Annotated in this window: 22 protein-coding genes; 12 read left to right on the forward strand and 10 right to left on the reverse strand. The window is 66.6% G+C overall.

What is annotated here, in order from left to right:
• Window positions 1-95 precede the first annotated feature (95 nt).
• Together RV045_RS07520 and RV045_RS07525 are read left to right on the forward strand one after the other, a co-directional pair.
• Window positions 96-1,127 carry a carbohydrate porin gene (locus RV045_RS07520; protein WP_423235164.1) on the forward strand — a complete coding sequence of 344 codons (1,032 nt, stop codon included), beginning with the start codon at window positions 96-98 and terminating at the stop codon, window positions 1,125-1,127.
• A 444-nt stretch (window positions 1,128-1,571) separates the two neighbouring features.
• Window positions 1,572-2,681 (forward strand): carbohydrate porin, encoded by a 1,110-nt coding sequence (locus RV045_RS07525; protein ID WP_423235165.1) that lies wholly within the window; start codon window positions 1,572-1,574, stop codon window positions 2,679-2,681.
• A 72-nt stretch (window positions 2,682-2,753) separates the two neighbouring features.
• Here RV045_RS07525 and RV045_RS07530 read toward each other — a convergent pair whose 3' ends face one another.
• From RV045_RS07530 to RV045_RS07540, 3 genes are all read right to left on the reverse strand, one after another.
• Entirely contained in the window at window positions 2,754-3,089 is a 336-nt protein-coding gene (locus tag RV045_RS07530; RefSeq protein ID WP_423235166.1) for a HigA family addiction module antitoxin, read from the reverse strand.
• A 28-nt stretch (window positions 3,090-3,117) separates the two neighbouring features.
• Window positions 3,118-3,411, reverse strand: a complete 294-nt coding sequence (locus RV045_RS07535; protein WP_423235167.1) for a hypothetical protein — start codon at window positions 3,409-3,411, stop codon at window positions 3,118-3,120.
• A gap of 147 nt (window positions 3,412-3,558) precedes the next feature.
• Window positions 3,559-4,143 (reverse strand): hypothetical protein, encoded by a 585-nt coding sequence (locus RV045_RS07540; RefSeq protein WP_423235168.1) that lies wholly within the window; start codon window positions 4,141-4,143, stop codon window positions 3,559-3,561.
• A gap of 292 nt (window positions 4,144-4,435) precedes the next feature.
• On the opposite strand from RV045_RS07540, the gene RV045_RS07545 reads away from it, so the two are divergent.
• Genes RV045_RS07545 through acpA form a run of 5 tightly spaced genes read left to right on the forward strand, consistent with a single transcriptional unit; the run spans window position 4,436 to window position 9,141 of the window.
• On the forward strand, window positions 4,436-5,992 hold the full coding sequence (locus RV045_RS07545) for a cytochrome ubiquinol oxidase subunit I (RefSeq protein WP_423235169.1): 1,557 nt from the start codon (window positions 4,436-4,438) through the stop codon (window positions 5,990-5,992).
• Between the two features lie 31 nt (window positions 5,993-6,023).
• Entirely contained in the window at window positions 6,024-7,160 is a 1,137-nt protein-coding gene (cydB, locus tag RV045_RS07550) for a cytochrome d ubiquinol oxidase subunit II (RefSeq protein ID WP_423235208.1), read from the forward strand.
• A gap of 28 nt (window positions 7,161-7,188) precedes the next feature.
• Entirely contained in the window at window positions 7,189-7,299 is a 111-nt protein-coding gene (cydX, locus tag RV045_RS07555) for a cytochrome bd-I oxidase subunit CydX (RefSeq protein ID WP_423235170.1), read from the forward strand.
• A gap of 25 nt (window positions 7,300-7,324) precedes the next feature.
• The gene (locus RV045_RS07560) at window positions 7,325-7,486 is read left to right on the forward strand and encodes a hypothetical protein (RefSeq protein WP_423235171.1); all 162 of its coding nucleotides are present in this window, start codon (window positions 7,325-7,327) and stop codon (window positions 7,484-7,486) included.
• Window positions 7,483-9,141 (forward strand): acid phosphatase, encoded by a 1,659-nt coding sequence (gene acpA, locus RV045_RS07565; RefSeq protein WP_423235172.1) that lies wholly within the window; start codon window positions 7,483-7,485, stop codon window positions 9,139-9,141. The genes RV045_RS07560 and acpA overlap by 4 nt, the downstream gene beginning before the upstream one ends.
• Window positions 9,142-9,154: 13 nt before the next feature.
• Here the strand turns inward: acpA and RV045_RS07570 are convergent, their stop codons facing one another.
• Window positions 9,155-10,309, reverse strand: coding sequence for a Gfo/Idh/MocA family protein (locus RV045_RS07570; protein ID WP_423235173.1), 1,155 nt, complete (start codon window positions 10,307-10,309; stop codon window positions 9,155-9,157).
• Window positions 10,310-10,312: 3 nt separating this feature from the next.
• The gene (locus RV045_RS07575; protein WP_423235174.1) at window positions 10,313-11,122 is read right to left on the reverse strand and encodes a ThuA domain-containing protein; all 810 of its coding nucleotides are present in this window, start codon (window positions 11,120-11,122) and stop codon (window positions 10,313-10,315) included.
• Window positions 11,123-11,224: 102 nt separating this feature from the next.
• Between RV045_RS07575 and RV045_RS07580 the strand changes: the two genes are divergently transcribed.
• The 3 genes from RV045_RS07580 to proB all read left to right on the forward strand — a co-directional run bounded on the left by RV045_RS07580 (window position 11,225) and on the right by proB (window position 14,546).
• Entirely contained in the window at window positions 11,225-12,184 is a 960-nt protein-coding gene (locus tag RV045_RS07580) for a helix-turn-helix transcriptional regulator (RefSeq protein ID WP_423235175.1), read from the forward strand.
• Window positions 12,185-12,284: 100 nt separating this feature from the next.
• Window positions 12,285-13,289, forward strand: a complete 1,005-nt coding sequence (locus RV045_RS07585; protein ID WP_423235176.1) for a TerC family protein — start codon at window positions 12,285-12,287, stop codon at window positions 13,287-13,289.
• Window positions 13,290-13,394: 105 nt separating this feature from the next.
• Entirely contained in the window at window positions 13,395-14,546 is a 1,152-nt protein-coding gene (gene proB / locus RV045_RS07590) for a glutamate 5-kinase (RefSeq protein ID WP_423235177.1), read from the forward strand.
• A gap of 73 nt (window positions 14,547-14,619) precedes the next feature.
• Here the strand turns inward: proB and RV045_RS07595 are convergent, their stop codons facing one another.
• The 5 genes from RV045_RS07595 to RV045_RS07615 all read right to left on the reverse strand — a co-directional run bounded on the left by RV045_RS07595 (window position 14,620) and on the right by RV045_RS07615 (window position 23,545).
• Window positions 14,620-16,095 (reverse strand): glutamate synthase subunit beta, encoded by a 1,476-nt coding sequence (locus RV045_RS07595; RefSeq protein ID WP_423235178.1) that lies wholly within the window; start codon window positions 16,093-16,095, stop codon window positions 14,620-14,622.
• Between the two features lie 29 nt (window positions 16,096-16,124).
• On the reverse strand, window positions 16,125-20,894 hold the full coding sequence (locus RV045_RS07600; protein ID WP_423235179.1) for a glutamate synthase-related protein: 4,770 nt from the start codon (window positions 20,892-20,894) through the stop codon (window positions 16,125-16,127).
• A gap of 182 nt (window positions 20,895-21,076) precedes the next feature.
• The gene (locus RV045_RS07605; RefSeq protein WP_423235180.1) at window positions 21,077-21,778 is read right to left on the reverse strand and encodes a transposase; all 702 of its coding nucleotides are present in this window, start codon (window positions 21,776-21,778) and stop codon (window positions 21,077-21,079) included.
• A gap of 6 nt (window positions 21,779-21,784) precedes the next feature.
• Window positions 21,785-22,444, reverse strand: coding sequence for a hypothetical protein (locus RV045_RS07610; protein WP_423235181.1), 660 nt, complete (start codon window positions 22,442-22,444; stop codon window positions 21,785-21,787).
• A 27-nt stretch (window positions 22,445-22,471) separates the two neighbouring features.
• Window positions 22,472-23,545, reverse strand: a complete 1,074-nt coding sequence (locus RV045_RS07615) for an esterase/lipase family protein (protein ID WP_423235182.1) — start codon at window positions 23,543-23,545, stop codon at window positions 22,472-22,474.
• Between the two features lie 146 nt (window positions 23,546-23,691).
• On the opposite strand from RV045_RS07615, the gene RV045_RS07620 reads away from it, so the two are divergent.
• Window positions 23,692-24,114, forward strand: a complete 423-nt coding sequence (locus tag RV045_RS07620) for a DUF805 domain-containing protein (protein ID WP_423235183.1) — start codon at window positions 23,692-23,694, stop codon at window positions 24,112-24,114.
• Window positions 24,115-24,172: 58 nt separating this feature from the next.
• Entirely contained in the window at window positions 24,173-25,312 is a 1,140-nt protein-coding gene (locus RV045_RS07625; protein WP_423235184.1) for an efflux RND transporter periplasmic adaptor subunit, read from the forward strand.
• The last annotated feature ends 2 nt before the right edge of the window (window positions 25,313-25,314 follow it).

The following is a 25,314-nucleotide window of genomic DNA, read 5'->3' on the forward strand; positions in this document are numbered from 1 at the left end:
GCATGATCCAATGATTGCGAGTCAGGTTTCTAACAAAAGTTCCAGCAAGGAACGGACCAGACCCTTTTTATCCTTTCATCCATCAGGGAGAACCCATGAAACTGATCGTCAAAGTGCTGGCTGCCGCTGCAGCCCTGACCGTGTCCGGTGTGTCGATGGCCCAAGTGACCATGGACGCCAACCTGGAACTGAACCCCACCATCACCAACAGGACTGCCACCTCCAACAGCAATTCGGTGGACACCGATGGCCGCGTTGAAGTGAACCTGGCGGCCCGCAAATCACTGGCAGACAACTATTTTGTCGCTGGCCGTGGCACTCTGCTGCTGAAGCTCGATGGCACGACGGCTGTGGATGATGCTTGGGGCCAGTTCGGCACCAAGCTGTGGGATGTGAAGCTGGGGCGCTTTGAGGCCATGGATCTGTTCCCGCTGGGCAAAGACACCCTGGTGGTCGATGCGCGCCTGGTGGGCGATAGCGAGTATGCCTTTGGCTACAACGCCAACGATCTGCGTGGCCGCGTGGGTGCTGGCCAGCTGCATGCGGCTCTGGGCGTGAACCCCATGCCGGGTCTGCGCGCCGAACTGGGTATTGTGCACGCCAACGACACGGGCGCGGGTCGTGTGCGTGGTCTCCGTCCGGCTGTCTCCTACACCACCGGTCCGCTGACCCTGCGCGGCGGTATTGAATACGTGAACACGCTGCGCAAGAGCGCCGTGACGGCCACGACCCTGCCCGGTACGATCACCAACCCTGACGGATCGGTCAGCAACGTGACGATTACTACTGCTGCAGGCAGCGACGCTGTTCCCAGCTCGAGCGCCACCGGCTTTGGTCTGTCGCTGGGGTACAACCTGGGCGTGGGTACTGACGTGAACGTCAACTACGCCAAGAAGAAAGAGCGCAGCGCTTTGGGCGCCAACATCGTGATGGGCGATTTCGGTCTGGGCGCCGTTTATGCCCGCAACACCGACACCAATCGTTCGCGCTATGCGGTGTACACGGCTTACTCCCTGCCGCTGCTGGATATCAAGGGCGCGACGATCACTCCCGCTCTGAGCTTCGGCAAGAACACCGGCAGCGACACCCAGGTCGCAGCGCGTGTGCGTGTGAACTACGCATTCTGATTCCACCCAGTCAGAGAAAAACCCCGTCGGGCCGCAAGGCCCGGCGGGGTTTTTTCATGGGCAAGCGTGTGAGCTGCTTCAACAGACTGAGTATCATAAATTTATAGATTGAATTTTTTAATGGCATCAAGAGGACTATGAATCACGAATTGTGGTGCTGTGGCGACAAAATTGCGCTGACGCAACAGGCTCCAGCCTCGGGTTTGATGCGTTAGGCGCATACCATCGAAAAAATTATCAAATATTTGATTTCAAAGGTACTTTGATGGGCCAATGGCCTGATCTGACTTTGCTATGGGCCCTGGTGATGCGTCGCGAGAACGGGTTTCCCCTGGTCTCAACACCCTGCTTTGACATGATTCAATCGATATAAGTCGGTATTCGGAAAAATTGTGAAGATGGCGCCGACCCGATTTTTATCTTTTCACTCAGCAGGAAGACCCCATGAAACAGATCGTCAAATCGCTGGCTGCCGCTGCAGCCCTGACCGTGTCCAGCGTGTCGATGGCTCAGGTGACGTTTGATTCGAACCTTGAGCTGAACAATATTTACCGCAGCCATTCGGCAGGCACGTCATTGGGCGGCCCGCTGGGTGGCAGTTCCTTCAACAGCTCGGGGCGCGTTGAACTGAACATCAACGGCAAAGCCACGCGCGGCGAATACCTGGTTTCTGGCCGTGCCACCCTGGGTCTGCAGACGGACGGCACAACCTATGTGGACGACGCCTGGGGCGCCTTCGGGAATAATCTGTGGAACGTGAAGCTGGGCCGTTTTGAGGCGATGGACCTGTTCCCTGCCGGCAAGGATGTGGCCGTGGAACGCACGTATGGCGATAACGACCAGCTGAGCAACAACCTCGATGTGACGGCTTCGGGCGGCCAGTTCTACAAAGGCAATGTGCTTCGCGGGCGTTCGGTCGGACTGAACAATGTCAGCAAGAGCAATCTGCACATCGCTGGACAGTACACGGGTATTGCCGGACTGACTGCGGAGCTGGGCCTGGTGGCAGGCAAAGGCAACAGGGATGGCCGCCTGAGCGGCGTGCGTCCGGCGCTCACTTATGTGACCGGGCCGGTCACCGTGCGCGCGGGTCTGGAATACATCCGGCGCGACGAGACGGCGGCTGTTCCAGCGGTCACCGATACGACGGGGGCGGTGGTGATTGCCCGCGCGGTCGCTGCTGTTCCCAGCGATTCGGCAACGGGTGGCGCGATAGGCGGCAGTTACCAGCTGAACCCGGACACCATGATCAATCTGAGCTACGCCCAGCTGCGGTCGCGCAAGACGCTGGGTCTGAACACCGTGGCGGGCAACTTCGGTCTGGGCCTGGTGTATGGCAAGTTCGGGGGCTTTACGTCGACCGATGGGGCCGGCAACCCGGTGGCGGTGTCGGGCGGCAACGAGGCCCTGATTTACACCGCCTACTCGATACCTCTGCTGGATATCCCGGGCGCAACGATCACCCCTGCGGCCAGCTATTCGCGCTTCAAGCCGGATGCGGGCGAGTCGCGCGATGTGTTTGCGGCCAATGTGCGACTGAATTACGCCTTCTGATTTCATCCGCTCAGAAGAAAACCCCGGCAGGCCGCAAGGCCCGGCGGGGTTTTTTGTGGGGCGCCGCCTGGTTCAGTTGCCCGGGGCCACTTTCACGGGCCGCGTTTTGGCCGCGATCTTGACCTTCTGCACCTTGATCTTGCCCGCCTTGCGCGCTTTCCACAGGTCGTAAGCGGCCTGCTGCGCCACCCACGCGTCGGCGCGGCCACCGTTCTCGATGCCCAGCCAGGCCTCCAGACGCAGGGCCATTTCGGGCGATACACCCGCGCGTCCGTTGAGCAGGCGCGAAAACGCCACACGCGTCACGCCGAGCTGGTCGGCGGCGTCGGTGACGCTGATGTCCAGGGCGGGCAGCACATCGTGCTTGAGGATGTCACCGGGGTGGGGGGGCGATTGCAGGATCAGCATGGAATGTCTCCGAGGCGTGCGGGCGGCGTCAGGCCGGTGTTGTTTTGGCGGAAAGATCGATCAGGTCGACGTCCACCGCGTGTCCGGCACGAAAACCGAAGGTCAGCAGGTACTGCGGGTGAGGAGCGGTGCTGAACTGGCCGGGCGCGGTGGCGCTGGTTTCCAGCGACCAGCCCGGCAGGTGCATGTCGGAGGCGCGCTTGGCCACCGACAGCCGCGAGATATGGCGGATCACGGCGGGTGCTGCGGCCGGCCGTATGCCCTGGCGCACGCTGTGCACCACCAGATTCTCCAGGGAAGTGCTGAGAAAATTTTTGATCATGGGCGCATTCTGTCCAGAGTGCCTCAAGGCGTCAAACCGGCGGCGCAAACCTGCGCACAACTTCAATTGTGTCAGCTTTGCACCGCTTGTATCAGATGACGCATTGTGGAAATCCCTTGCAGTCCTGGCTTTTGGCACGCCGCCGGTTCAGCGGACGACCGAAGTGCTCAGGCCCATGCGGCGGGCGGCTTCTTCGAGCTCGCTCAGGCGTTTGTCGGAGGGTGTGCTGGCCGCAGACGCTGGAGCGGCACTGACGCGGGTGTCGTGGGATTCGCGCGTGTCGTGGCGGTCTGTGCGCGAGCTCCAGACGCTGTCGCTGGCGTGGGCGCCGCCCGTGCTGCGCGCCGCTTCGGGCGACCAGGCGGTGCGCGTGGCCGGGGCCGGGGCGCTGTCGGCCTTGTGCGCATCGCCTGCGGCAGCGGCTGAGGCGGGCTGGGCTGTGGCCACCTGGACCTGGGGATCGAGCTTGGGCGGCGTGGCCTCGAGCTTGTTCTCGCGCATGTAGCCGTCCATTTCGCGCCAGCCTTCGTAGATCGGGGCACGCGACATCTTGCGGTTCAGCGTGTAGCAGTCCTCGATGGCGCGCCCGGCCTGGCGGCAGGCGCCGCCCACCGCCTTGCCTTCAGTATCCTGTTTGCGGGCCATGCTCTGCATGGATTCAAGGCCCAGCTGTTCGCAGCCGGCCAGCAGCGGCAGCAGCAGGAGAGAGCAGAGAAGGGGTTTCAGTTTCATGGCGCGATCCGGCGAAGTGGCGGGCGTGGCCCGTCGTTAACGGGGTTATCGGCGCTTCACCGCAAAACCCAGGGGCGATGTGCCACCGGGGCCCTGCCGCCAGGGCCTCTGGAGCGCCGTCTGTTGTAAATCCACCACCGGGTTGGTCCCCCCCGGGGCCGCACCCCCTGTTTTGCCGCCGTAATACCGGAGGGCGCTACTCTGGCATGTCCCTTTTTGGACAGGGATATCTCAGAATCTTGGTGTTAACCCGGTGTTGACCGGGATGCAGCAAGACCCAAGGAGTGAATCCATGATCTCAGATGAACTGGTGGACCTGTCGCGACTGCAGTTCGCCGCCACCGCGATGTACCACTTTCTGTTCGTGCCCCTGACGCTGGGCATGGTCTGGATCCTGGTCATCATGGAAACGGTGTACGTGATGACCGGAAAAGTCATGTGGAAAGACATGACCAAGTTCTGGGGCAAGCTCTTTGGCATCAACTTTGCCCTGGGCGTGACCACGGGCATCACGATGGAGTTCCAGTTCGGCACGAACTGGGCCTATTACTCGCACTACGTGGGCGACATTTTTGGCGCCCCGCTGGCCATCGAGGGGCTGACGTCCTTCTTCCTGGAATCGACCATGATCGGTCTGTTCTTCTTCGGCTGGGACCGCCTGAGCAAGGTGCAGCACCTGATGGTGACCATCCTGCTGGCGCTGGGCACCAACCTGTCGGCGCTGTGGATCCTGATCGCCAACGGCTGGATGCAGAACCCGGTCGGCGCCGAGTTCAACTACGAGACCATGCGCATGGAAATGGTCAGCTTCTGGCAGATTCTTTTCAACCCGGATGCGCAGGCCAAGTTCGTGCACACCGTGTCGGCGGGCTATGTCACGGCGTCGATGTTTGTGCTGGGCCTGTCGAGCTGGTACCTGATCAAGCGCCGCAACGTCGATTTCGCCAAGGCGAGCTTCCGCGTGGCGTCGGCCTTCGGCCTGGCGTCGGTGCTGAGCGTGATCGTGCTGGGCGATGAATCGGGTTACACCGTGGCCGAGGCGCAGCAGACCAAAATGGCGGCCATCGAAGCCATGTGGGAAACCAAACCCGCTCCGGCTGGCCTGGCGCTGGTGGCCGGCATCAACGACGCCGAGCAGAAAAACGACTGGGAAATCGAAGTCCCGTGGGTGATGGGCCTGATCGGCACGCGCTCGCTGGACAAGCAGATTCCGGGCATCCACGACATCAAGGCGCGCAACCGCGAGCGCATTGTCAGCGGCGCCATCGCCGTGGACGCGCTGGACGCCCTGCGCAAGGACCGCAGCAACACCCAGGCCCGGGCGCTCTTCGAAGAGCACAAGGCCAACCTCGGTTTTGGTCTGCTGCTCAAGCGCTACGTGGCCGACGTCAAGCAGGCCACGCCTGCGATGGTGCAAAAGGCCGTGGACGACACCGTGCCGCGCGTGGCGCCGATGTTCTGGTCCTTCCGCCTGATGGTGGCGCTGGGTCTGGCCATGCTGCTTTCGCTGGGCCTGTCGTTCTGGGTGTCGCTCAAGGGCACGTTCGAGAAGAATCCGCTGCTGCTCAAGCTCAACCTGTGGATGCTGCCCGTGCCCTGGATCGCCTGCGAAATGGGCTGGTTTGTCGCCGAATACGGCCGTCAGCCCTGGACGATCTACGGCGTGCTGCCCACGTACCTGAGCACCTCCACCCTGAGCGTGGCCAGCCTGTGGGGCTCGCTGGCGGGCTTTGTCGGGCTGTACACCGTCTTCCTGATCGTCGAGATGTACCTGATGGTCAAGTTTGCCCGTCAGGGCCCGGGCAGCCTGGGAACGGGCCGCTACGAACTCGAAGCCCGCCACGCCTGAGCCTCAAGGACACGACATCATGATCGACTTTATTTTTGATTACACCACCCTCAAGGTGATCTGGTGGCTGCTGGTGGGCGTTCTGCTGATCGGCTTCGCCATCATGGACGGCCACGACATGGGCGTGGGCACGCTGCTGCCCTTCGTCGGGAAATCCGACGTCGAGCGCCGCGTGGTCATCAACACCGTGGCCCCGCACTGGGACGGCAACCAGGTCTGGTTCATCACCGGCGGTGGCGCCATTTTTGCGGCCTGGCCGCTGGTGTACGCCACAGCCTTCAGCGGCTTTTACTGGGCCATGCTGGCGGTGCTGTGGGCGCTGTTCTTCCGTCCGGTGGGCTTTGACTACCGCAGCAAGATCAACAACCCCACCTGGCGCAACACCTGGGACTGGGGCCTGTTCATCGGGGGTGCCGTGCCGCCGCTGATTTTCGGCGTGGCGTTTGGCAACCTGCTGCAGGGCGTGCCCTTCCAGTTTGATGACCGCATGGTTTCGACCTACACCGGCAGCTTCTGGGCCCTGCTCAACCCCTTCGCGCTGCTGGCCGGGGTGGTCAGCACGGCGATGATCACGCTGCAGGGCGCCACCTACCTGGCGCACCGCACCGAGGGCGACGTGCAGCGCCGCGCCATCACCGCCGTCACCGTCATGGGGCTGCTGATGGTCGTGACCTTCATCGGCGCCGGCGTGTGGCTGCAGGCCATTGACGGCTACCGCATCACCTCGCCCGTGGTCACCGATACTCTGGCGGCACCGCTGGACAAGACCGTGGTGCGCGAAGCGGGCGCCTGGATGGCCAACTACGCCGCCGTGCCGCTGCTGTGGGTGCTGCCGATTCTTGGCGTGGCCGGGGCGCTGGGCGCCGTGGTGCTGGCCCGCGCGGGTCGCACGCTGCTGGCTTTCGTGGCCTCGTCGCTGGCCATAGCCGGTGTGATCGGCACGGCCGGCGCCAGCATGTTCCCCTTCGTCATGCCGTCCAGCACCATGCTGAACGCCAGCCTGACGCTGTGGGACAGCGTGTCCAGCCACCTCACCCTGGGCATCATGCTGGTCGTTGCGGTGATTTTCGTGCCCATCATCCTGATCTACACCAGCTGGGCCTATGCGGTGATGCGGGGCAAGGTCACCGCCGCCTACATCCGCGAAAACCAGCACACGGTCTACTGACCGCCAACCCCTCCTGAAAGGATTTCATATGTGGTACTTCACCTGGGTGCTGGGCGTGGGTTTCGCCATCCTGCTGGCCGTCATGAACGCGATGTGGGGCGAGAACGAGCAGTCGCGCACCGACAGCAAGAAGAAGTGATTTTCCCGCTGCGGCGGACAAATCTGTGCTGATGAAAACGGCAGGTCGCAAGGCCTGCCGTTTTTTTGCGTTCAGGCATGAAAAATCAGCAGTGCGGGTGCGCTGCGGTGTCATATTTTTTTCATGGCTCCAGGTCATGCTGACGGTTTTGCCGACTGCCATCGACTGCCGCAAGGAACTGCCATGACTTCTGATTCTGACTCCACGCCCGCCCCCAGCCGCCGCCGATTCCTGGGCAGTCTGGCCGCGCTGGGCGCCGCCCAGGCGGCCTTGCCCAGCGCACAGGCCGCCCCACAGCGGCACACAGCCCGCGCGCCCCGCACGGGTGCTGCACTGGACCGCGCGCTGGCGGCCGAGGTCAAAACCATCGTCGTGATCTACGCCGAAAACCGCAGCTTCAACAACCTGTTTGGCGATTTCCCCGGCGTCGAGCGCCCGCTGTCGGCGCTGCAGCACACCGATTACATGCAGCGCGACCGCGACGGCCAGCTGCTGGCGGTGCTGCCGCCGATCTGGAAAGGCATGCTGATCAAGGACCAGACGATAGACGGCGTCACTTACCCGGGCGGCCAGCAGTACCAGGATCGCCGCCCCAACGCGCCTTTCCCGCTGCAGGGGCCGAACGGCGAGCCACTGCCGCTGGGCCTGGTCACGCGCGATCTGTGGCATGTGTTCTACCAGAACCAGATGCAGATCAACGGCGGCAAAAACGACGGCTTTGTCGCCTGGGCCGATTCTGGCGCGCTGACCATGGGCCACTACAGCGACACGCGCTACAACCTGCGCCTGTGGGATGTCGCCCGCGAGAACGTGCTGTGCGACAACTTTTTCCAGGGCGCGTTTGGCGGCTCATTCCTGAACCACCAGTATCTGGTTTCGGCGGCGGTGCCTTTCTACCCGGATGTGATGAATTCGGTGGCGCGCACGCAGGTGGCGCGCACACGCGGCGGCGATCCGCTCAGCCCCTGGCTGGAGCCTGCCGCTGGCAGCCCGGCCAGCGCCATGGACGGCCCGCCCCAGTTTGGCCCCAGCGCGCTCACGCCCGACGGTTACGCCGTCAACACCATGGCGCCACCCTACTGGCCCACCTGGACCCGCGACCGCAGCCGCCCGGATTACGCCAAACCGGACGATCCCATGGTGCTGGTGCCGCAGACGCACGAGCACATCGGCGACCGGCTGGACCGCAAAGGCATCGACTGGGCCTGGTATTCAGGCGCGTGGCAGGCGACCATCGACGAGTACAAGGACTCGGACGGCATTCCCAAAATCCCCAATTTCCAGTATCACCACCAGCCCTTCAACTACTTTCGCAACCTGGGGCCAGAGCATCCTCAGGCGCGCCAGCGCCGCCTGCGCGACGGGGGGCTGGGCGACGAGTCGCGCACCAACCACTTCCTGGCTGACGCGGAGGCCGGGCGTCTGCCCCCGGTCACCTTCTACAAGCCCCAGGGCAATCTGAACCTGCACGCGGGCTACGCCGACGTGGCTTCGGGCGACCGCCACATCGCGCACTGCATCAAGAGCCTGCAGGCCAGCCCGCAGTGGAAGAACATGGTCATCGTCGTGACCGTGGACGAGAACGGGGGCTGGTGGGATCACGTGGCACCGCCTCAGGGCGATCGCTGGGGCCCGGGCACGCGCATTCCGGCGCTGGTGATTTCGCCGATGGCGCGGCACGGTGTGGTCGACCACACGGTCTACGACACGGGCTCCATCCTGCGGCTGATCACACGCACCTTCGCTCTGCAGCCACTCGACGGGCTGGTGCACCGCGACGCCGCCATGCGCGCGCGCGGTCAGAAGCCCATGGGCGATCTGACCGCAACGCTGGCGCTCTGACCGATGGGCCGTGTCAGGCCGTAATCTGCACCGGCGCCCCGCTGCGTGCGCTGGCATAGAGCGCGTCCAGAATCTGCATCACCACCCAGCCCTGGTGGCCGTCGGCGTCGTGCGGCGTGTCCGACAGGATGGCGCTGGCGTAGTGGTGCATGGCCGACAGCGCGGTGCCCGTGGGCGTGCGCAGCAGGGTGTCGGTGGCGCTGCCGTGCTGGTCGCTGAAGATTTCGGCCTGAAACTGGTAGGTCTCGTTCAGATTGCGCTGCAGCAGCCCGGCTTTGGTGCCCAGCAGGCGGGTTTCCATCAGTTCGGCTTCGCGGATGTGCGCGGCCCACGAGGCCTCGATGGCCAGCGTGGCGCCGTTCTCGAAGCGGATGAAGCCAGCGGCCAGGTCTTCCACATCAAACGCCTGGCCCGAGGCGGCGGCCAGTGGCCCGGCAATCGGGTTGTAGGCGCTGCCCATCACCCAGACGGGCTTGGGATAGCCCATCAGCCACAGCGCCAGATCCAGGCGGTGCACGCCCAGGTCGATCAGCGGGCCGCCGCCCGCCAGCGCTTTCTGGCCAAACCAGCCGCCAAAGCCGGGCATGCCCCGGCGGCGGTGCCAGACGGTGCGGCCGAAGTAAAAATCGCCAAACACGCCCGCGTCCACCTGCGCCTTGATGGCCTGCGTGGCCGCGCTGAAGCGGTAGGAGAAATTGATCATCAGCCGCCGCTGGGCTTTTTCGGCGGCGTCCAGCATCTCGCGCGCCTCGGCGGCGCTCATCGCCATCGGCTTTTCGCACAGCACGTGGCAGCCTGCGGCCAGCGCCTGCAGCGTCAGCTCACGGTGGAAGGCGTTGGGCGTGCAGATGCTGACGGCGTCCAGCGGCGCAGCCGACTTGTGCAACGAATTCTGGGCGGCCAGCAGTTCGCTCAGGCTGGCGTAGCGAGCGGCGATGCCGAACTGCTCGCCCACCTGCTCCAGCCGCGCCGCGTCGGCATCAGCGATGGCAACCACATCCACCTGCGGATGCTGGCGCCAGCCTTCGATGTGCATGCGGCCTATGCCAAGACCCACGACGGCCACGCGCAGGCGGCGGCCCGGATCCGCCGAAGGGGCTGGATTGTGCGGCGTCAGGCCCGGGTGGGTTTGGGCGGCCTGGGCCTGGTAGTCGTTGGTGGCACTCATGGCTCACTCCAGATCGCTGCGGGTCTGCAGCACGCCGGCCGTGGCGAAGCGGCCGGATTTCTCGCTGAGCACTTCCAGCGGCGCGGTGTTGGGGCAGACATCGGCGATGGTGACGCGGGGCGCGGCCCACTGCACGGCGTTGGCCAGCACGCGCTGCACGTTGGCGTCGAAATAGGTGGGATAGGCCTCGTGGCCGGGGCGGAAGTAAAACACGCGCCCGTGCCCGCGCTGCCAGCAGCAGCCCGAGCGGAAGACCTCGCCGCCCTCGAACCACGAGGTGAAGACCAGCTCGTCCGGCGCGGGGATGTCAAAGCGCTCGCCGTACATTTCCTCGTGAGGCAGCTCGAAGTATTCGCCAAGACCGGCTGCGATGGGGTGGCTGGGCTCGATCACCCACAGGCGCTCTTTCTCGTGCGCTTCGCGCCATTTCAGCGAACAGTTCGTGCCCATCAGGCGGCGGAAAATCTTCGAAAAATGCCCCGAATGCAGCACGATCAGCCCCATGCCCTCCAGCACGCGGCGCTGCACACGCTCGACCACGGCGTCGCTGACCTTGCCGTGCGCCTTGTGGCCCCACCACAGCAGCACGTCGCAGGCGTCCAGGCGCTCCTGCGTCAGGCCATGCTCGGGCTGGTCCAGAGTGGCGATGCCCACCTCCAGCGGCACCGCGCCCCGGCCCAGCAGCGGCGTACGGCGCAGGCCGTCGGCGATGGTGGCGTGCAGGCCTTCGGGGTAGATGGCGCGTATGGCGGGGTTCTCGCGCTCGTGTTCGAATTCGTTCCAGACGATGACGTTCAGGCGGTCTTGTTTCATGGCGGTGTGGGAGTTGCAGGTGGCTTGTGTTCAAATTCCATGACAGATTAAAAGAGCTGCCAGTGAGCTTCAAGCAGATTAATCAGCACATATCCCGGAACAATGTTCAAAATCCGAGATGTCGTCATGCCGCCTGATCCGGGCCTTGCGGACGCTTTGACGCAGGCCCTGACCCGCGCGCTGGCGGGTCTGAACCGGGGCGACTGGCCGCTGCGCAGTCCCGGCCCAGCGGCAGGACGGCTGCCGGGCACGGATGACAGGCCTCGCCCCGGCCACTTCCACCTGGTGCCCGAGCTGTTTGTGCAGGTCTCGGGCTGGACGGTGTTTGGCTTTGACACCGGCACGCTGCGCCTCTCGGCGGGTGAGCTGCTGCTGGTGCCGCCGCAGTGGCGCCACGATGAGCGCGTGGGTGACGAGGCCGGCGCAGGCGTGTTCGGCAACGCCGTCGTCTACGCCGAAGGCGGGCGCCTGGACAGCCACTGGGCGCGGCAGGTCTCGCCCGGCAAGCCGGGCATCGCGCATCTGGTGTCGGCGTCCGGGCCTGCCGCGCTGCAGGTCGAGCACTGGCTGCAGGAGGCCGCCCGCGTGCCGCCCGGCCCCTGGCAGGAGACCCAGCGCCGCGCCCTGATCGCCGCTGCGCTGGCGGGCGTGCTGGCGGTGCTGGATCAGCCCGCTGCGCCAGGCGCCGCGCTGGACGAACCGCCCTGGCTGCCCCGCGTTCGCGTCTGGCTGCAGAACCGTCTGGGCGACCCGACACTCAGCGTGCGCAGCCTGGCGCAGCAGGTGGGCTGCACGCCGGATCATCTCTCCAGCGTGTTCCGCCAGCACATGGGCGAGCCGCTGGCCGCGCACATCACCCGCCTGCGCATGCAGCGCGCCGTGCGCCTGCTGGAGCAAGGCGAAGGCGCAGGCAAAGCCATCGCCTGGGCCTGCGGCTACGCCAGCCACAGCTACTTCTGCCGCGCCTTCCGCCACCACCACGGCTGCAGCCCGGGCGAGTGGGCGGCGCGTGCGGCCGCGCCAGCTTCTGCTGCGCCATCCTCCGCTTTGGGCGAAGTCTGACTCTGGCCTTTGCTGCTGTGACTTCGCGGCGCGGGGCTTCATCATCGCGGCCGGGCTGCCGATAGCGGCGGCATCCTCAACAACACTTCAAGGAGTGCGCATGGACGCATTGATCCCCTGGCTGCAGACGCCGTTTCTGGGCACGCCCACCGGCCTGTGGCTGAGTTTTGTCGCCGTCGTCATCGTGCTGCTGGCGCTCGATCTGGGCGTGCTGCACAAAGAGGAGCGCGAAATCGGCGTGCGCGAGAGCCTGCTGCTGTCGGCGGGCTATATCTCGGTGGCGCTGCTGTTTGGCGTCTGGGTCTGGCACAGCCTGGGCGCGCAGGCGGCGACCGAGTACCTGACGGGCTTCGTCATCGAGAAATCGCTCTCGATGGACAACGTCTTCGTCATCGCCATGATTTTTGGCTTTTTCGCCATCCCGCGTGCGCTGCAGCACCGGGTGCTGTTCTGGGGCATTCTGGGCGTGATCGTCCTGCGCGGCATCATGATCGGCCTGGGCGCGGCGCTGGTCAGCGAGTTCAGCGCGGTGCTTTACCTGTTTGGCGCCTTCCTCGTGTTCACCGGCATCAAGATGCTGCGCATGGGTGGCGATGACGAGCACAACCTGGAGGACAGCACGATCCTGAAGTTCCTGCGCCGCCACCTGCGCGTCACGCCCGGGCTGCAGGGCAAGGCCTTCTTCGTGAAGCAGCCCGATCCGGCCACGGGCCGTCTGGTGACCTGGGTGACGCCGCTGTTTCTGGCGCTGTGCCTGATCGAGTTCGTTGACCTGATTTTCGCGGTGGATTCGGTCCCGGCCATTTTCGCCATCACCACCGACCCCTTCATCGTCTACACCAGCAACATCTTCGCGGTGCTGGGCCTGCGCGCGCTCTACTTTGCGCTGGCCGCCATGATCCACCGCTTCAAGTACCTGAAGGTGGCGCTGGCGCTGGTGCTGGTCTTCATCGGCGGGAAGATCTTCCTGGTGGGCTTCATCGGCAAGATTCCGGCGGTGGTGTCGCTGACGGTCACCTTCGGCCTGATCCTGGGCGGCGTGCTGTATTCGATGTGGAAGACGCGCGGCGAGCCCGCTCCCGACGCTGTGCCCCCGAAGCACTGAGCGCCGGGCGCTGACCCCGCGAGGGTGCGGGTGGGATGCGGCAGCGGCATCGCCGATAATGCCGCATCCGCCCCGTCGGGGCCTTTGTCTGTGCCCGCCTTCGCCATGAACACCGCTGCTGCTGAACCCGTGTCCCACTCGCTCAAGGGCGCCCGCCGCTGGGTGGTGAAAGTGGGCTCCAGCCTGGTCACCGACGGCGGCAAGGGCCTGGACGCCACGGCCATCGCCACCTGGTCCGAGCAGATCGCCGCGCTGATCGAGGGCGGCGCCGAGGTGGTGATGGTCTCCAGCGGCGCCATCGCCGAGGGCGTGAAACGCCTGGGCTGGCGCAAGCGGCCCACCGGCATCCCGGAGCTTCAGGCCGCCGCCGCCGTCGGGCAGATGGGCCTGGTGCACATGTACGAAAGCCAGCTCAAGGAGCGGGGCCTGGCCAGCGCGCAGATTCTGCTGACGCACGCCGACATGGCCGACCGCGAGCGTTATCTCAACGCCCGCGCCACGCTGCTGACGCTCCTGCGCATGCGCGTGGTGCCCGTGGTTAACGAGAATGACACGGTGGTCACCGACGAGATCAAGGTCGGCGACAACGACACCCTGGGCGCGCTGGTCGCCAACCTGATCGAGGCCGACGCCTACGTCATCCTCACCGACCAGCCGGGCCTCTACACCGCTGACCCGCGCAAGAACCCGGACGCGCAGTTTGTCCACGAGGCCCAGGCCGGCCGGCCGGAGCTGGAAGCGATGGCGGGCGGCGCGGGCTCCAGCGTGGGCACGGGCGGGATGCTGACCAAAATCCTGGCCGCACGCCGCGCTGCGGGCAGCGGCACCAGCACCGTCATCGCCTGGGGCCGCGAGCCCGACGTGCTGCCGCGCCTGGCCCGCGGCGAAGCCATCGGCACCCATCTGTACGCCGCCACGGCCAAGCACGCGGCGCGCAAGCAGTGGATGGCCAACCACCTGCAGCTACGCGGCCGCATCACGGTGGACGACGGCGCCGTGCGCCAGCTGGTCAGCGGCGGCAAAAGCCTGCTGCCGATTGGCGTGACGCAGGTCGTCGGCGAGTTCCAGCGCGGCGACGTGATCGCCGTCTGCGCGCCCGGCGGGCAGGAGATCGCCCGTGGCCTGGTCAACTACGCCAGCGCCGAATGCCGCCTGATCGCGCGCAAGCCCTCATCGCAGATCGCCGCCCTGCTGGGCCACGCGCAGGAGCCCGAACTGATCCACCGTGACAACCTGACCGTGGTCGGCGGGGGGTGAGCGGGGTCAGGCCCACACAAAAAAACCGGCCTGCACTCTCGTGCGGCCGGTTTTGGCGTGAAGTGCGGGCTTTTTAGCGCGGCAGCACCGTCGAGCCCATCAGGAAGCGGTCCACTTCGCGCGCGGCCTGGCGGCCCTCGCGGATGGCCCAGACGACGAGGCTCTGGCCCCGGCGCATGTCGCCTGCAGCAAACACTTTGGCGACATTGGTGGCATAGCCGCCGCTGTCGTCGGTGCTGGCGCGGGCGTTGCCCCGGGCGTCCTTGTCCACACCGAAAGCCTCCAGCACCGGCGCGACCGGGTGGACAAAGCCCATGGCGAGCAGAACCAGGTCCGCCTTCCAGGTCTTTTCCGTGCCGGCCACGGGCTCGGGCTTGCCGTTCTTCATGGCGATCTCGACCGTTTTCAGGCCGGTGACCTTGCCTTTTTCGCCGATGAATTCGGTGGTGGAGATGGCGAACTCGCGCTCGCAGCCCTCGATGTGGCTGGAGCTGGTGCGCAGTTTCAGCGGCCAGTAGGGCCAGACCAGGGGCTTGTTTTCCTGCTCGGGCGGGCGGGGCATGACCTCGAACTGGGTGACGCTTTTGGCGCCGTGGCGGTTGCTCGTGCCCACGCAGTCGCTGCCGGTGTCGCCACCGCCGATGACGATGACGTGCTTGCCGTCGGCGCGCAGCTGCTTTTTCAGCTTGTCGCCCGCGTTGACCTTGTTCTGCTGCGGCAGGAATTCCATGGCGAAGTGGATGCCGTCCAGCTCGCGCCCCGGCACGGGCAGATCGCGGCTGTGCTCCGATCCGCCGCACAGCAGCACGGCGTCGAAATCGCGCTGCAGATCGGCCGCCGACAGCGTGGTCTGCGCGTCATTGGTGACCTTGCTGCCCGAGCCGTCTTTGGGCCATTCGCCGACCAGCACGCCGGTCCGGAAAACCACGCCCTCGTCCTGCATCTGAGCGATGCGGCGGTCGATGTGCGATTTTTCCAGCTTGAAATCGGGGATGCCGTAGCGCAGCAGGCCGCCGATGCGGCTGTTCTTTTCGAACACCGTCACGCTGTGACCGGCCCGCGCCAGCTGCTGGGCGGCGGCCAGGCCGGCCGGGCCGGATCCGACCACCGCGACCTTGCGGCCCGTCTTGACGGCGGGCACCTGCGGCGTGATCCAGCCCTCTTCCCAGCCCCGGTCGATGATGGCGTGTTCGATGGATTTGATGCCCACCGGCAGAGCGTTCACGTTGACCACGCAGGCGGCCTCGCACGGGGCGGGGCAGATGCGGCCGGTGAACTCGGGGAAGTTGTTGGTGCTGTGCAGCACCGTCAGCGCGTGGCGCCACTGGTCGCGGTACACCAGGTCGTTGAAGTCGGGAATGATGTTGTTGACCGGGCAGCCGTTGTTGCAGAAGGGCGTGCCGCAGTCCATACAGCGCGCGCTCTGTGTTTTGCTCTGCTCGGGGGTCAGGCCGATGACGAACTCTTTGTAGTCCTTCAGGCGCGTGGGCACGTCGAGGTAGCCTTCCTCGATGCGCTCGTGTTCCATGAATCCGGTGATGCTTCCCATGGTGATTCCTTCGTGTGCGGTCGGAGCGCTCAGGCGCGGTTCTGCAGGACGGGCGCGGCGCTGCCTGCGGTGGATGTTGCGGTGGCGGCAGCGGCCTGCGCCATGTCTTTCAGCGCACGGCGGTATTCGTGCGGGAAGACCTTGACGAATTGGCTGCGGCTGTCGGCCCAGTGGTCCAGGATGTCGCGGGCCTTGCGGCTGCCCGTCCACTGGTGATGGGCTTCCAGCAGGGCGCGCAGCTGCACTTCGTCGGTGCGGCCCTGGTGCAGATAGCTGGTGCCGGCCTGGACCTGTTCCTGCTGCACCGAGGCGGGCTGTACGGGCTCCAGCGCCACCATGCTGGTGTTGCAGCGCTGGGCGAACTGGCCATCCTCGTCAAAGACGTAGGCGATGCCGCCCGACATGCCGGCCGCGAAGTTGCGTCCGGTCGCGCCCAGCACGGCGACGGTGCCGCCGGTCATGTACTCGCAGCCGTGGTCGCCTGTGCCTTCGATGACGGCCGTGGCGCCCGACAGGCGCACGGCAAAGCGCTCGCCCGCCACGCCGCTGAAATAGGCTTCGCCGCCCGTGGCGCCGTACAGCACCGTGTTGCCCACGATGATGTTGCTGTCGGCCTGGCCCCGGAAGCCCACCGGCGGGCGCACCACAATGCGGCCGCCCGACAGCGCTTTGCCGGTGTAGTCGTTGGCTTCGCCGACCAGGAAGAAGGTGATGCCGCGCGCCAGGAAGGCGCCGAAGCTCTGCCCGCCCGTGCCTTCCATCTGCACGTAGATGGTGTTGTCAGCCAGCCCTTCGGGATGGCGGCGGATCAGCTCGCCCGACAGCATGGCGCCGACGGTGCGGTTGACGTTGGTGGCGGTCTCCATGATCTTGACCTGTTCGCCGCGCTCCAGCGCAGGCAGGCAGCGGCTGATCAGGCGGTGGTCGAGCGCGCGGCCCAGGTTGTGGTCCTGCACCTCGGTGTGGTGGTCGGGCACGGGGGTTTCGCCCTCGTACAGCGGCGCCACCGCCTTGTGCAGCACGCGGCTGAAGTCCAGGCCTTGCGCCTTCCAGTGGCTGATGCCCTTGCGGGTGTCCAGCAGGTCGGCGCGGCCGATCAGCTCGTCAAAGGTGCGCACGCCCAGCTGCGCCATGATCTGGCGGGCTTCCTCGGCGACGAAGAAGAAGTAGTTGACGACGTGCTCGGGCTGGCCGGTGAACTTGGCGCGCAGCGCCGGGTCCTGCGTGGCCACGCCCACCGGGCAGGTGTTCAGGTGGCACTTGCGCATCATGATGCAGCCTTCGACCACCAGCGGCGCGGTGGCAAAACCCACCTCGTCGGCGCCCAGCAGCGCGGCAATGACGACGTCGCGGCCGGTTTTCATCTGGCCGTCGGCCTGGACGCGCACCCGCGAGCGCAGGCCGTTGAGCACCAGGGTCTGCTGCGTTTCGGCCAGACCCAGCTCCCACGGGCTGCCCGCGTGCTTGATCGACGACCAGGGCGAAGCGCCCGTGCCGCCGTCGTGACCGGCGATGACGATGTGGTCGGCCTTGGCCTTGGCCACGCCCGCTGCGATGGTGCCCACGCCCACTTCCGAGACCAGCTTGACGCTGATGTCGGCGCGCGGGTTGACGTTTTTCAGATCGTGGATGAGCTGCGCCAGATCCTCGATCGAGTAAATGTCGTGGTGCGGCGGCGGCGAAATCAGACCCACGCCCGGCACCGAGTAGCGCAGGAAGCCGATGTACTGCGACACCTTGCCGCCCGGCAGCTGGCCACCTTCGCCAGGCTTGGCGCCCTGGGCCATCTTGATCTGGATCTGGTCGGCGGCGCACAGGTATTCGGTCGTGACGCCAAAGCGGCCTGACGCCACCTGCTTGATCTTGCTGCGCAGGCTGTCGCCGTCTTTCAGGACGTAATCGGCCTGGACCACGTCGTCGCCCAGGATGGATTTGAGCGTGGTGCCCGCCACGATGGGGATGCCTTTCAGCTCGTTGCGGTAGCGCGCCGGGTCTTCGCCGCCTTCGCCGGTGTTGCTCTTGCCGCCGATGCGGTTCATGGCGATGGCCAGCGTGGTGTGCGCCTCGGTGCTGATCGAGCCCATGGACATCGCGCCCGTGGCGAAGCGCTTGACGATTTCTGTGGCGGGCTCGACCTCGTCCAGCGCAATGGCCTTGCCCGGATCGATGCGGAACTCAAAGAGGCCGCGCAGCGTCATCTGGCGCTGGCTCTGGTCGTTGATGATCTGCGCGTATTCCTTGTAGGTGCCGAACTGGCCCGAGCGCGTGGCGTGCTGCAGCCGGGCTATGGCGTCCGGCGTCCACATGTGCTCTTCGCCGCGCGCGCGCCAGGCGTATTCGCCGCCCGCGTCCAGCATCTGCGCCAGCACCGGGTCGTCGCTGAAGGCACGCAGGTGGTTGTTGATGGCTTCCTGCGCCAGCTCGAACACGCCCACGCCCTCGATCTGCGTCGGCGTGCCCCGGAAGTACTTGCCGACCAGGTCGCGGTTCAGGCCCACGGCCTCGAAGAGCTGCGCACCGCAGTAAGACATATAGGTGCTCACGCCCATTTTGGACATGATCTTGGACAGGCCTTTGCCGATCGCCTTGACGTAGTTGTAGATGGCCTTGTCGGCGCTCAGGTCGCCCGGCAGATCCTTGTGCATCTGCGCGATGGTGTCCAGCGCCAGCCAGGGGTGGACGGCTTCGGCGCCGTAGCCCGCCAGCACGGCGAAGTGGTGGACCTCGCGCGCGGAGCCCGTTTCCACCACCAGACCGGCGGTGGTGCGCAGGCCGGTGCGCACCAGGTGGTGGTGGATGGCCGACAGCGCCAGCGCCGCCGGAATCGCCACCTGCTGCGGGCTGACCGCGCGGTCGCTCAGGATCAGGATGTTGTGGCCGCTGCGCAGCGCATCGACGGCCTCGGCGCACAGGCTGGCCAGCTTGGCCTCGATGCCTTCCTTGCCCCAGGCCAGCGGGTAGGTGATGCTCAGCGTGCAGGCCTTGAACTTGCCGTTGGTGTGCTTTTCGATGGCGCGCAGGCGGGCCATGTCGTCAAAAGTCAGCACCGGCTGCGACACCTCCAGACGCATCGGCGGGTTGACCGCGTTGATGTCCAGCAGGTTGGGCTTGGGGCCAATGAAGCTGTTCAGCGACATCACGATGGCTTCGCGGATCGGGTCGATCGGCGGGTTGGTCACCTGCGCGAAGAGCTGGCGGAAGTAGCTGTACAGCGGCTTGCTGCGCTGCGACAGCACGGCCAGCGGGCTGTCGTTGCCCATCGAGCCGATGGCTTCCTCGCCGTTCTGCGCCATGGGCGCGAGCAGGAACTTGCTGTCTTCCTGCGTGTAGCCAAACACCTGCTGGGCGCGCAGCAGCTCCAGCGCGGCGGGCGCGGGGCCGTCGCCGGGTTCGATTTCGTCCAGGCGGATGCGCACGTTGTCCACCCACTGCTTGTAGGGCTTGGCCTGGGCGAACTGGTTTTTCAGCTCGTCGTCCTGGATGATGCGGCCCTGTTCCAGATCAATCAGGAACATCTTGCCCGGCTGCAGACGCCATTTCTTGACGACTTTGGTGCTGGGGAAGGGCAGCACGCCGGCCTCGGAAGCCATGACGACCAGGTCGTCGTCGGTGATCCAGTAGCGTGCCGGGCGCAGGCCGTTGCGGTCCAGCGTGGCGCCGATCTGCTTGCCGTCGGTGAAGACCATGGCGGCTGGGCCGTCCCAGGGCTCCATCATGGCGGCGTTGTATTCGTAGAAGGCGCGGCGGCGCGGGTCCATGGCCTCGTGCTGCTCCCACGCTTCGGGGATCATCATCATCGCGGCGTGGGCCAGCGGGTAACCGGCCATGGTCAGCAGCTCGATGGCGTTGTCAAAGGTGGCCGTGTCCGACTGGTGCTCGAAGCTGATCGGGTAGAGCTTGGGCAGATCTTCGCCCAGCACGGGCGATTTCATCACGCCTTCGCGGGCGCGCATCCAGTTGAAGTTGCCCTTGACGGTGTTGATCTCGCCGTTGTGCGCCACCATGCGGTAGGGGTGGGCCAGCGGCCATTCGGGGAAGGTGTTGGTCGAGAAGCGCTGGTGCACCAGCGCGAAGGCCGAGGTCACGCTGGGCTGCTGCAGATCCAGGTAGTACTGGCCGACCTGGTTGGCCAGCAGCAGGCCCTTGTAGATGATGGTGCGGCAGCTCATGCTGGGCACGTAATACTCGCGGCTGTGCGTCAGGTTCAAGTCCTGGATGGCGCTGCTGGCGGTCTTGCGGATGACGTAGAGTTTGCGCTCCAGCGCGTCGGGCACGATGATGTCCGCGCCGCGCCCGATGAAAATCTGGCGGATCACGGGCTCTTTTTCGCGCACGCGCGGCGACATCGGCATGGCCGTGTCCACCGGCACGTCGCGCCAGCCCAGCAGCACCTGGCCTTCGGCCTTGACGGCGCGCTCGAGTTCCTGCTCGCAGGCTAGGCGGCTGGCGTGTTCTTTAGGCAGGAAAATCATGCCCACGCCGTATTCGCCCGGCGGCGGCAGTTCGATGCCCTGCGCGGCCATTTCGGTGCGGAAGAAAGCGTCCGGAATCTGCAGCAGGATGCCCGCGCCGTCGCCCATCAGCTGGTCGGCGCCGACTGCACCGCGGTGGTCGAGGTTCTCCAGGATTTTCAGGCCCTGCTGCACGATGCTGTGCGCGCCCTGGCCCTTGATGTGGGCGACAAAGCCCACGCCGCAGGCGTCTTTTTCCTGGCTGGGCTGATACAGGCCGTGGGCGTGCGCCTGGGCCAGCGCGGCGTCCTGGGCGTGAACTGCTGAAGGAGTTGAAGGGGTGGTCATGGCTTCTCCCGCCGTTGATGTCTGACTGGTCTGACCCTGACGGAATCAGGGTCTATCGTGAATGGCGCAAGGATACTGCAGCGCAGCACGGCTGCACAACGCCCGTCCGATCTTTATTAATTGGGGACGCGCTCTAATTTGCTGCGTCGCAATTGAATCTGGAATTAAATTGGGGACGAACTTTATTCGCGTCGCGGGCGACCCACTGGCGCGCGCGTCAGCGGCCGGGGCGTCTGGCGCTGCAGTTCGGCCACAAAGGCCGCGTCGCCCAGAACGCCGCTGCGCAGGCTGCGCTCCAGCGCCTCGGTGGTGGCCGGGCCAGCTTCGCGGGCCTGCTGCAGACGCTGGCGCCAGGCGGCTTCGCGCTCGAAGGGCGTGTTGCCCAGCGCCCACCACGCGGGCGGCGGGCTGAGCCAGCCGGGGGGCCAGTCCAGCGCGCCGGTCTGGCCCAGATGGACGGGAGCGCTGCTCCAGCCGTACTGCCCGGCGCTGGCGCACAGGCTGGCGCGCTCGGGGGCGAGCTCGATGTGCGCCATCACCGCGAGCACCCGGTCCGGCGCCAGAACCGCCAGGCGGAAGCGCCCGTCCCACAGCGTGCCGCTGCGGCCGTGGCGGCGGTTGAAGGGCGCGCTGTAGCGGCTGCCGGTGCGGTGCAGCGCCTGGCTGATGCCGGACGCGTCCTGCGGGGTCAGTAGCAGGTGGATTTCGTGGGGCAGCAGCGCCAGCGCGTGCAGCTCGACCGACTGCAGGCGGCACGAATCGACCAGGTGCCCCAGGTAAAGGCGCTGGTCCTCGGCGTCCACGAACACCGGCCGGCCGCTGTGCCCACGCTGCACCAGCCAGTGCGGCAGCCGGGGGAAGCTCAGCCGGGCCTGACGCGCCATGCGGGCTCAGGGCTTGCGGGCGGCTTTGGCGTCGTCCGGCGGCGCATCGTCGTCAGGCGCCTGATCGGCCCACAGGGCGCGCGTGTCGTCCTGGCAGTCGGCGGGCAGCGTGGTGCTGTGCTCCAGCAGCGACTGCACCTGCAGGCGGTTGCTGTAGCCGGTGTCGGGATCGTCGGCGTCACTCGCAGCGGAATCCTGCGGGGTTTTGGCGGGCTGGGTCGTTTTGGGGGCGGTGGCGGCCTTGCCATTGGCCGCAGGTTCCGGGGCCGACGGGGCCGCATCGGCATCCGGGCTGTCACTGCCGGGCGGGATTTCCTCCATCGAGGTTTCCGCGCTGGCCTGCAGGTGGACAAAAATCGGCGTTCCTTCGTCCAGCTGGCCGCGCGCCTGGCGCAGCTGGTTCAGCAGCGGCGGGTCGGCGCTGAGCTGGTAAACCTCGGCCTGGCCGCAGGCGCTGAACAGGTCGCGCGAGCCTTCGCGCCAGTACAGGCCGAAGAACTGGTCGGTTTCGGCCGCACTGGCAGCTGCAGCGGGCGGGGCCGCCCCTTGTGCTGGCGCCTCAGCGTCGGCCGGGGCGCTGTTGCGCTGGCAGCCGGCCAGCAGCGCCGCAGCAATCAGGGGAGCCAGAAGGGGCGTCACGCGGGGCTTGGACAGGGCGATTGGCATGGCGGATCGGGGCAGGCAGGAGGCCCTTCAGGGCGCGGGTTCGAAGGCCGGAGCCGCAGCAGGCGCATCCAGCGCCTGAGTCAGCGCCAGAACTTCATCCATCAGATCAGGGCGCAGCAGCAGGGCATTGTGGCCGCATGGCGTCGTGATGCGGTTTTCGGGAGCGGGCCCCACGGCGGGAGCGGCCAGGGCGGCGGCACTGGCCGGGGTGACCAGCGGGTCGGTTGGCGTCAGCCAGGCCAGCGCGGGGGGCAGGCCGTGGCGGTCGATGTGCTGTCGGGTGCGCTGCAGGAAATCGCTGTCCGGGCGCATGTCCAGCGCGGCCACGCTGCGCGCCAGTCTGGCCAGGCGCGTGCCCTGGTGCGGCGTGCCCAGGGTGATGAAGCGGGCCACGCCGGCGTCCTGCGCGCCGTGCGCCTGCCACCAGGCGCGCAGGGCCAGTCCGCCCAGGCTGTGTCCGACCACCACCGGATCGCGGCCGGTGATGGTGCGCATGGCGTGGATGGCCTGTGCGACTACGGGGGCGTGATCCATGATGAGGCCTTCGGTCGCGCCCAGGTTGACCGCCACACAGGGTCGGTTGACGCTGGCCCAGCGGCGCAGCCAGGCGTTCCAGGCGCTGCGGTGGCACTGGTAGCCATGCACCAGAATCACGCCCGTCTGGCCGCGGTACTTGGCGCCGATGATGTTGGGGCACTGGCGCCAGCGCAGCGCCATTTCCAGCGCCATGACCTGCAGGGTGCTGACGGTTTCGCTGGCCAGCGCGCGCAGCAGGGCTCCGGCGCCGGTCTGGCCGACACTGTCGCCGACGTTGGCCCGCGCCATCAGGCCGACCAGCGTGCCCGCCCACAGCAGGGGCGAGAGCAGCGCCAGCACCAGCCACACGCTGACGGCGTGCGTCATGCCCAGCCAGCACAGCACGGAAGGAATCAGTACCAGCGCCGTCAGGCCGCCCAGCAGCCAGGAGCGCGGCCAGGGACTGCGCTGCGCCTCGTTGGCCCGCAGCCAGGCCAGCGCCGAATCGAGCGCGGCTGGGTCGGGCGGGGCGGGGCGTCCGGGAGCCGCCGCATCGGCGTCGGTGGGGTGGGCGTGTGAGTCCATGAAGTGACCAGCGCAAATTGGCAAGTATGCAACAAAGCGCCCGGCTTTGATCCGACGATGCCGCCGCCATCCAGACCGTCCCCAAGCCAGCGTGTATGCTGGCGAACCGCTGTCCCCGAGGCTGGGTGACTGGTCTGGAGCCGTCAATGAGCAAGGCATCACTGCCCATCCCCGCGTCTGTATCTGCCCGGGGGCTGAGCGCGGATTTCGATGAATCCGTCTCGCCCTGGTCAGTGCTGTTCTCGTTTCGGGGGCGGCTGGATCGCGCCCATTACTGGTCTTACGGCACGCTGGGTCTGCTGTGTCTGTCGCTGTCGGGCTATGCGCTGCTGGACATTGCCGGAATGTCACCCGTGCGCGTGGACGAGTTCATGAAGCTGTTTCTGGCCTGGCCGCTGTTTGCCCTGGTCGTCAAGCGCTGCCGGGACCGCAACCTGTCCGGCGTGTGGGCGCTGCTGGCTTTGGTGCCTCTGCTGAATGTGTATTTTCTGATCGTTGAACTGGGCCTGCGCGGGGCGCACCCGAAGGCCGGCCGTTTCGGGCCGCCCCTGCATCGGCCGCGCTGGTGAAGCGCGCGGGCTTTTTTCTGCCTCCTTTCCTGACCTGAACCCATAACCACCGCCATCCATGACGATTCTTTCTGCGATGCCGATGTCTTTCCGGCCTGTCACCCGCCGCGTGGCCACGGGTCTGCTGCTGTCTGGTCTGGTGCTGCTGGCGGCCTGCGGCCAGAAGGCGCCCGAGAGCCCGCCCGCAGCCGACGCGGCCAGCGCGGCCCAGCCCGCCCCCGCGCTCACAGTCACCACCACCCGGCTGGAAAGCGGCCAGTGGCCGATGCGGCTGACCGTGACTGGCAATGTGCTGCCCTGGCAGGAGGCCAGCGTGAGCTCTGAAGTGTCTGGCGTGACCGTTAGCCAGGTGCTGGTCCAGGTGGGCGACCGGGTGAAGAAGGGCCAGGAGCTGGCCCGCCTGGCGCCCACGGCGCTGGACAGCCAGCAGGCCCAGGCGCAGGCTGCGCTGGCCCAGGCGCAGGCGCAGGCCATGCAGGCCAGCAGCCAGGTCCGTCGCCTGAAGCCGCTGGTGCAGGAAAACTTCATCAGCAAAAGCCAGCTGGATAACGCCCTGGCGGCCGAGCGCTCGGCGCTGGCGGCGGTGCAGTCGGCGCAGGCCGCGCTGGCCGTGGCGCAGAACCGCAGCGCCCAGCGCGCCGTGGTCGCGCCGGACGAGGGCAGCATCAGCGCCCGCAACATCGCGCCCGGCCAGGTCATCGCCGCCGGGCAGGAGCTGTTCCGCCTGATCCGCCAGAACCGCCTGGAATGGCAGGCGCAGGTGCCGTCCAGCGACCTGGCGCGCGTGCAGCCGGGTCAGCGCGTGGACATCCGCCTCTCCGAGGGCGGGGTGGTCAGCGGCGTGGTGCGCGAGCTGGCGCCCACGGTGGACACCCGCACGCGCATGGGCCTGGCCTATGTGCGCCTGGAGCAGCCGCCCGCCACGCTGCGCTCGGGGCAGTTCGTGCAGGGCGACATCGAACTGGGCCAGGGCAGCGGCCAGACCCTGCCCGCCACCGCTTTGGTCCTGCGCGATGGCTACTATCACGCCTTCGTCGTCCAGCCGGACCAGCGCGTGCGCGATGTCAAGGTCGAGGTCGGCCAGACGCTGGGCGACCGCGTGCAGATCCTGTCCGGCATCGGGCCGCAGGACGCCGTGGTGGCCACGGGCACTGGCTTCATCGCCGATGGCGATGTCGTGCGCGTTGTGCAGAAATAAAG

It is taken from the genome of Amphibiibacter pelophylacis (assembly GCF_037688875.1).
GTDB classification, from domain to species: Bacteria; Pseudomonadota; Gammaproteobacteria; order Burkholderiales; family Burkholderiaceae_C; genus Amphibiibacter; species Amphibiibacter pelophylacis.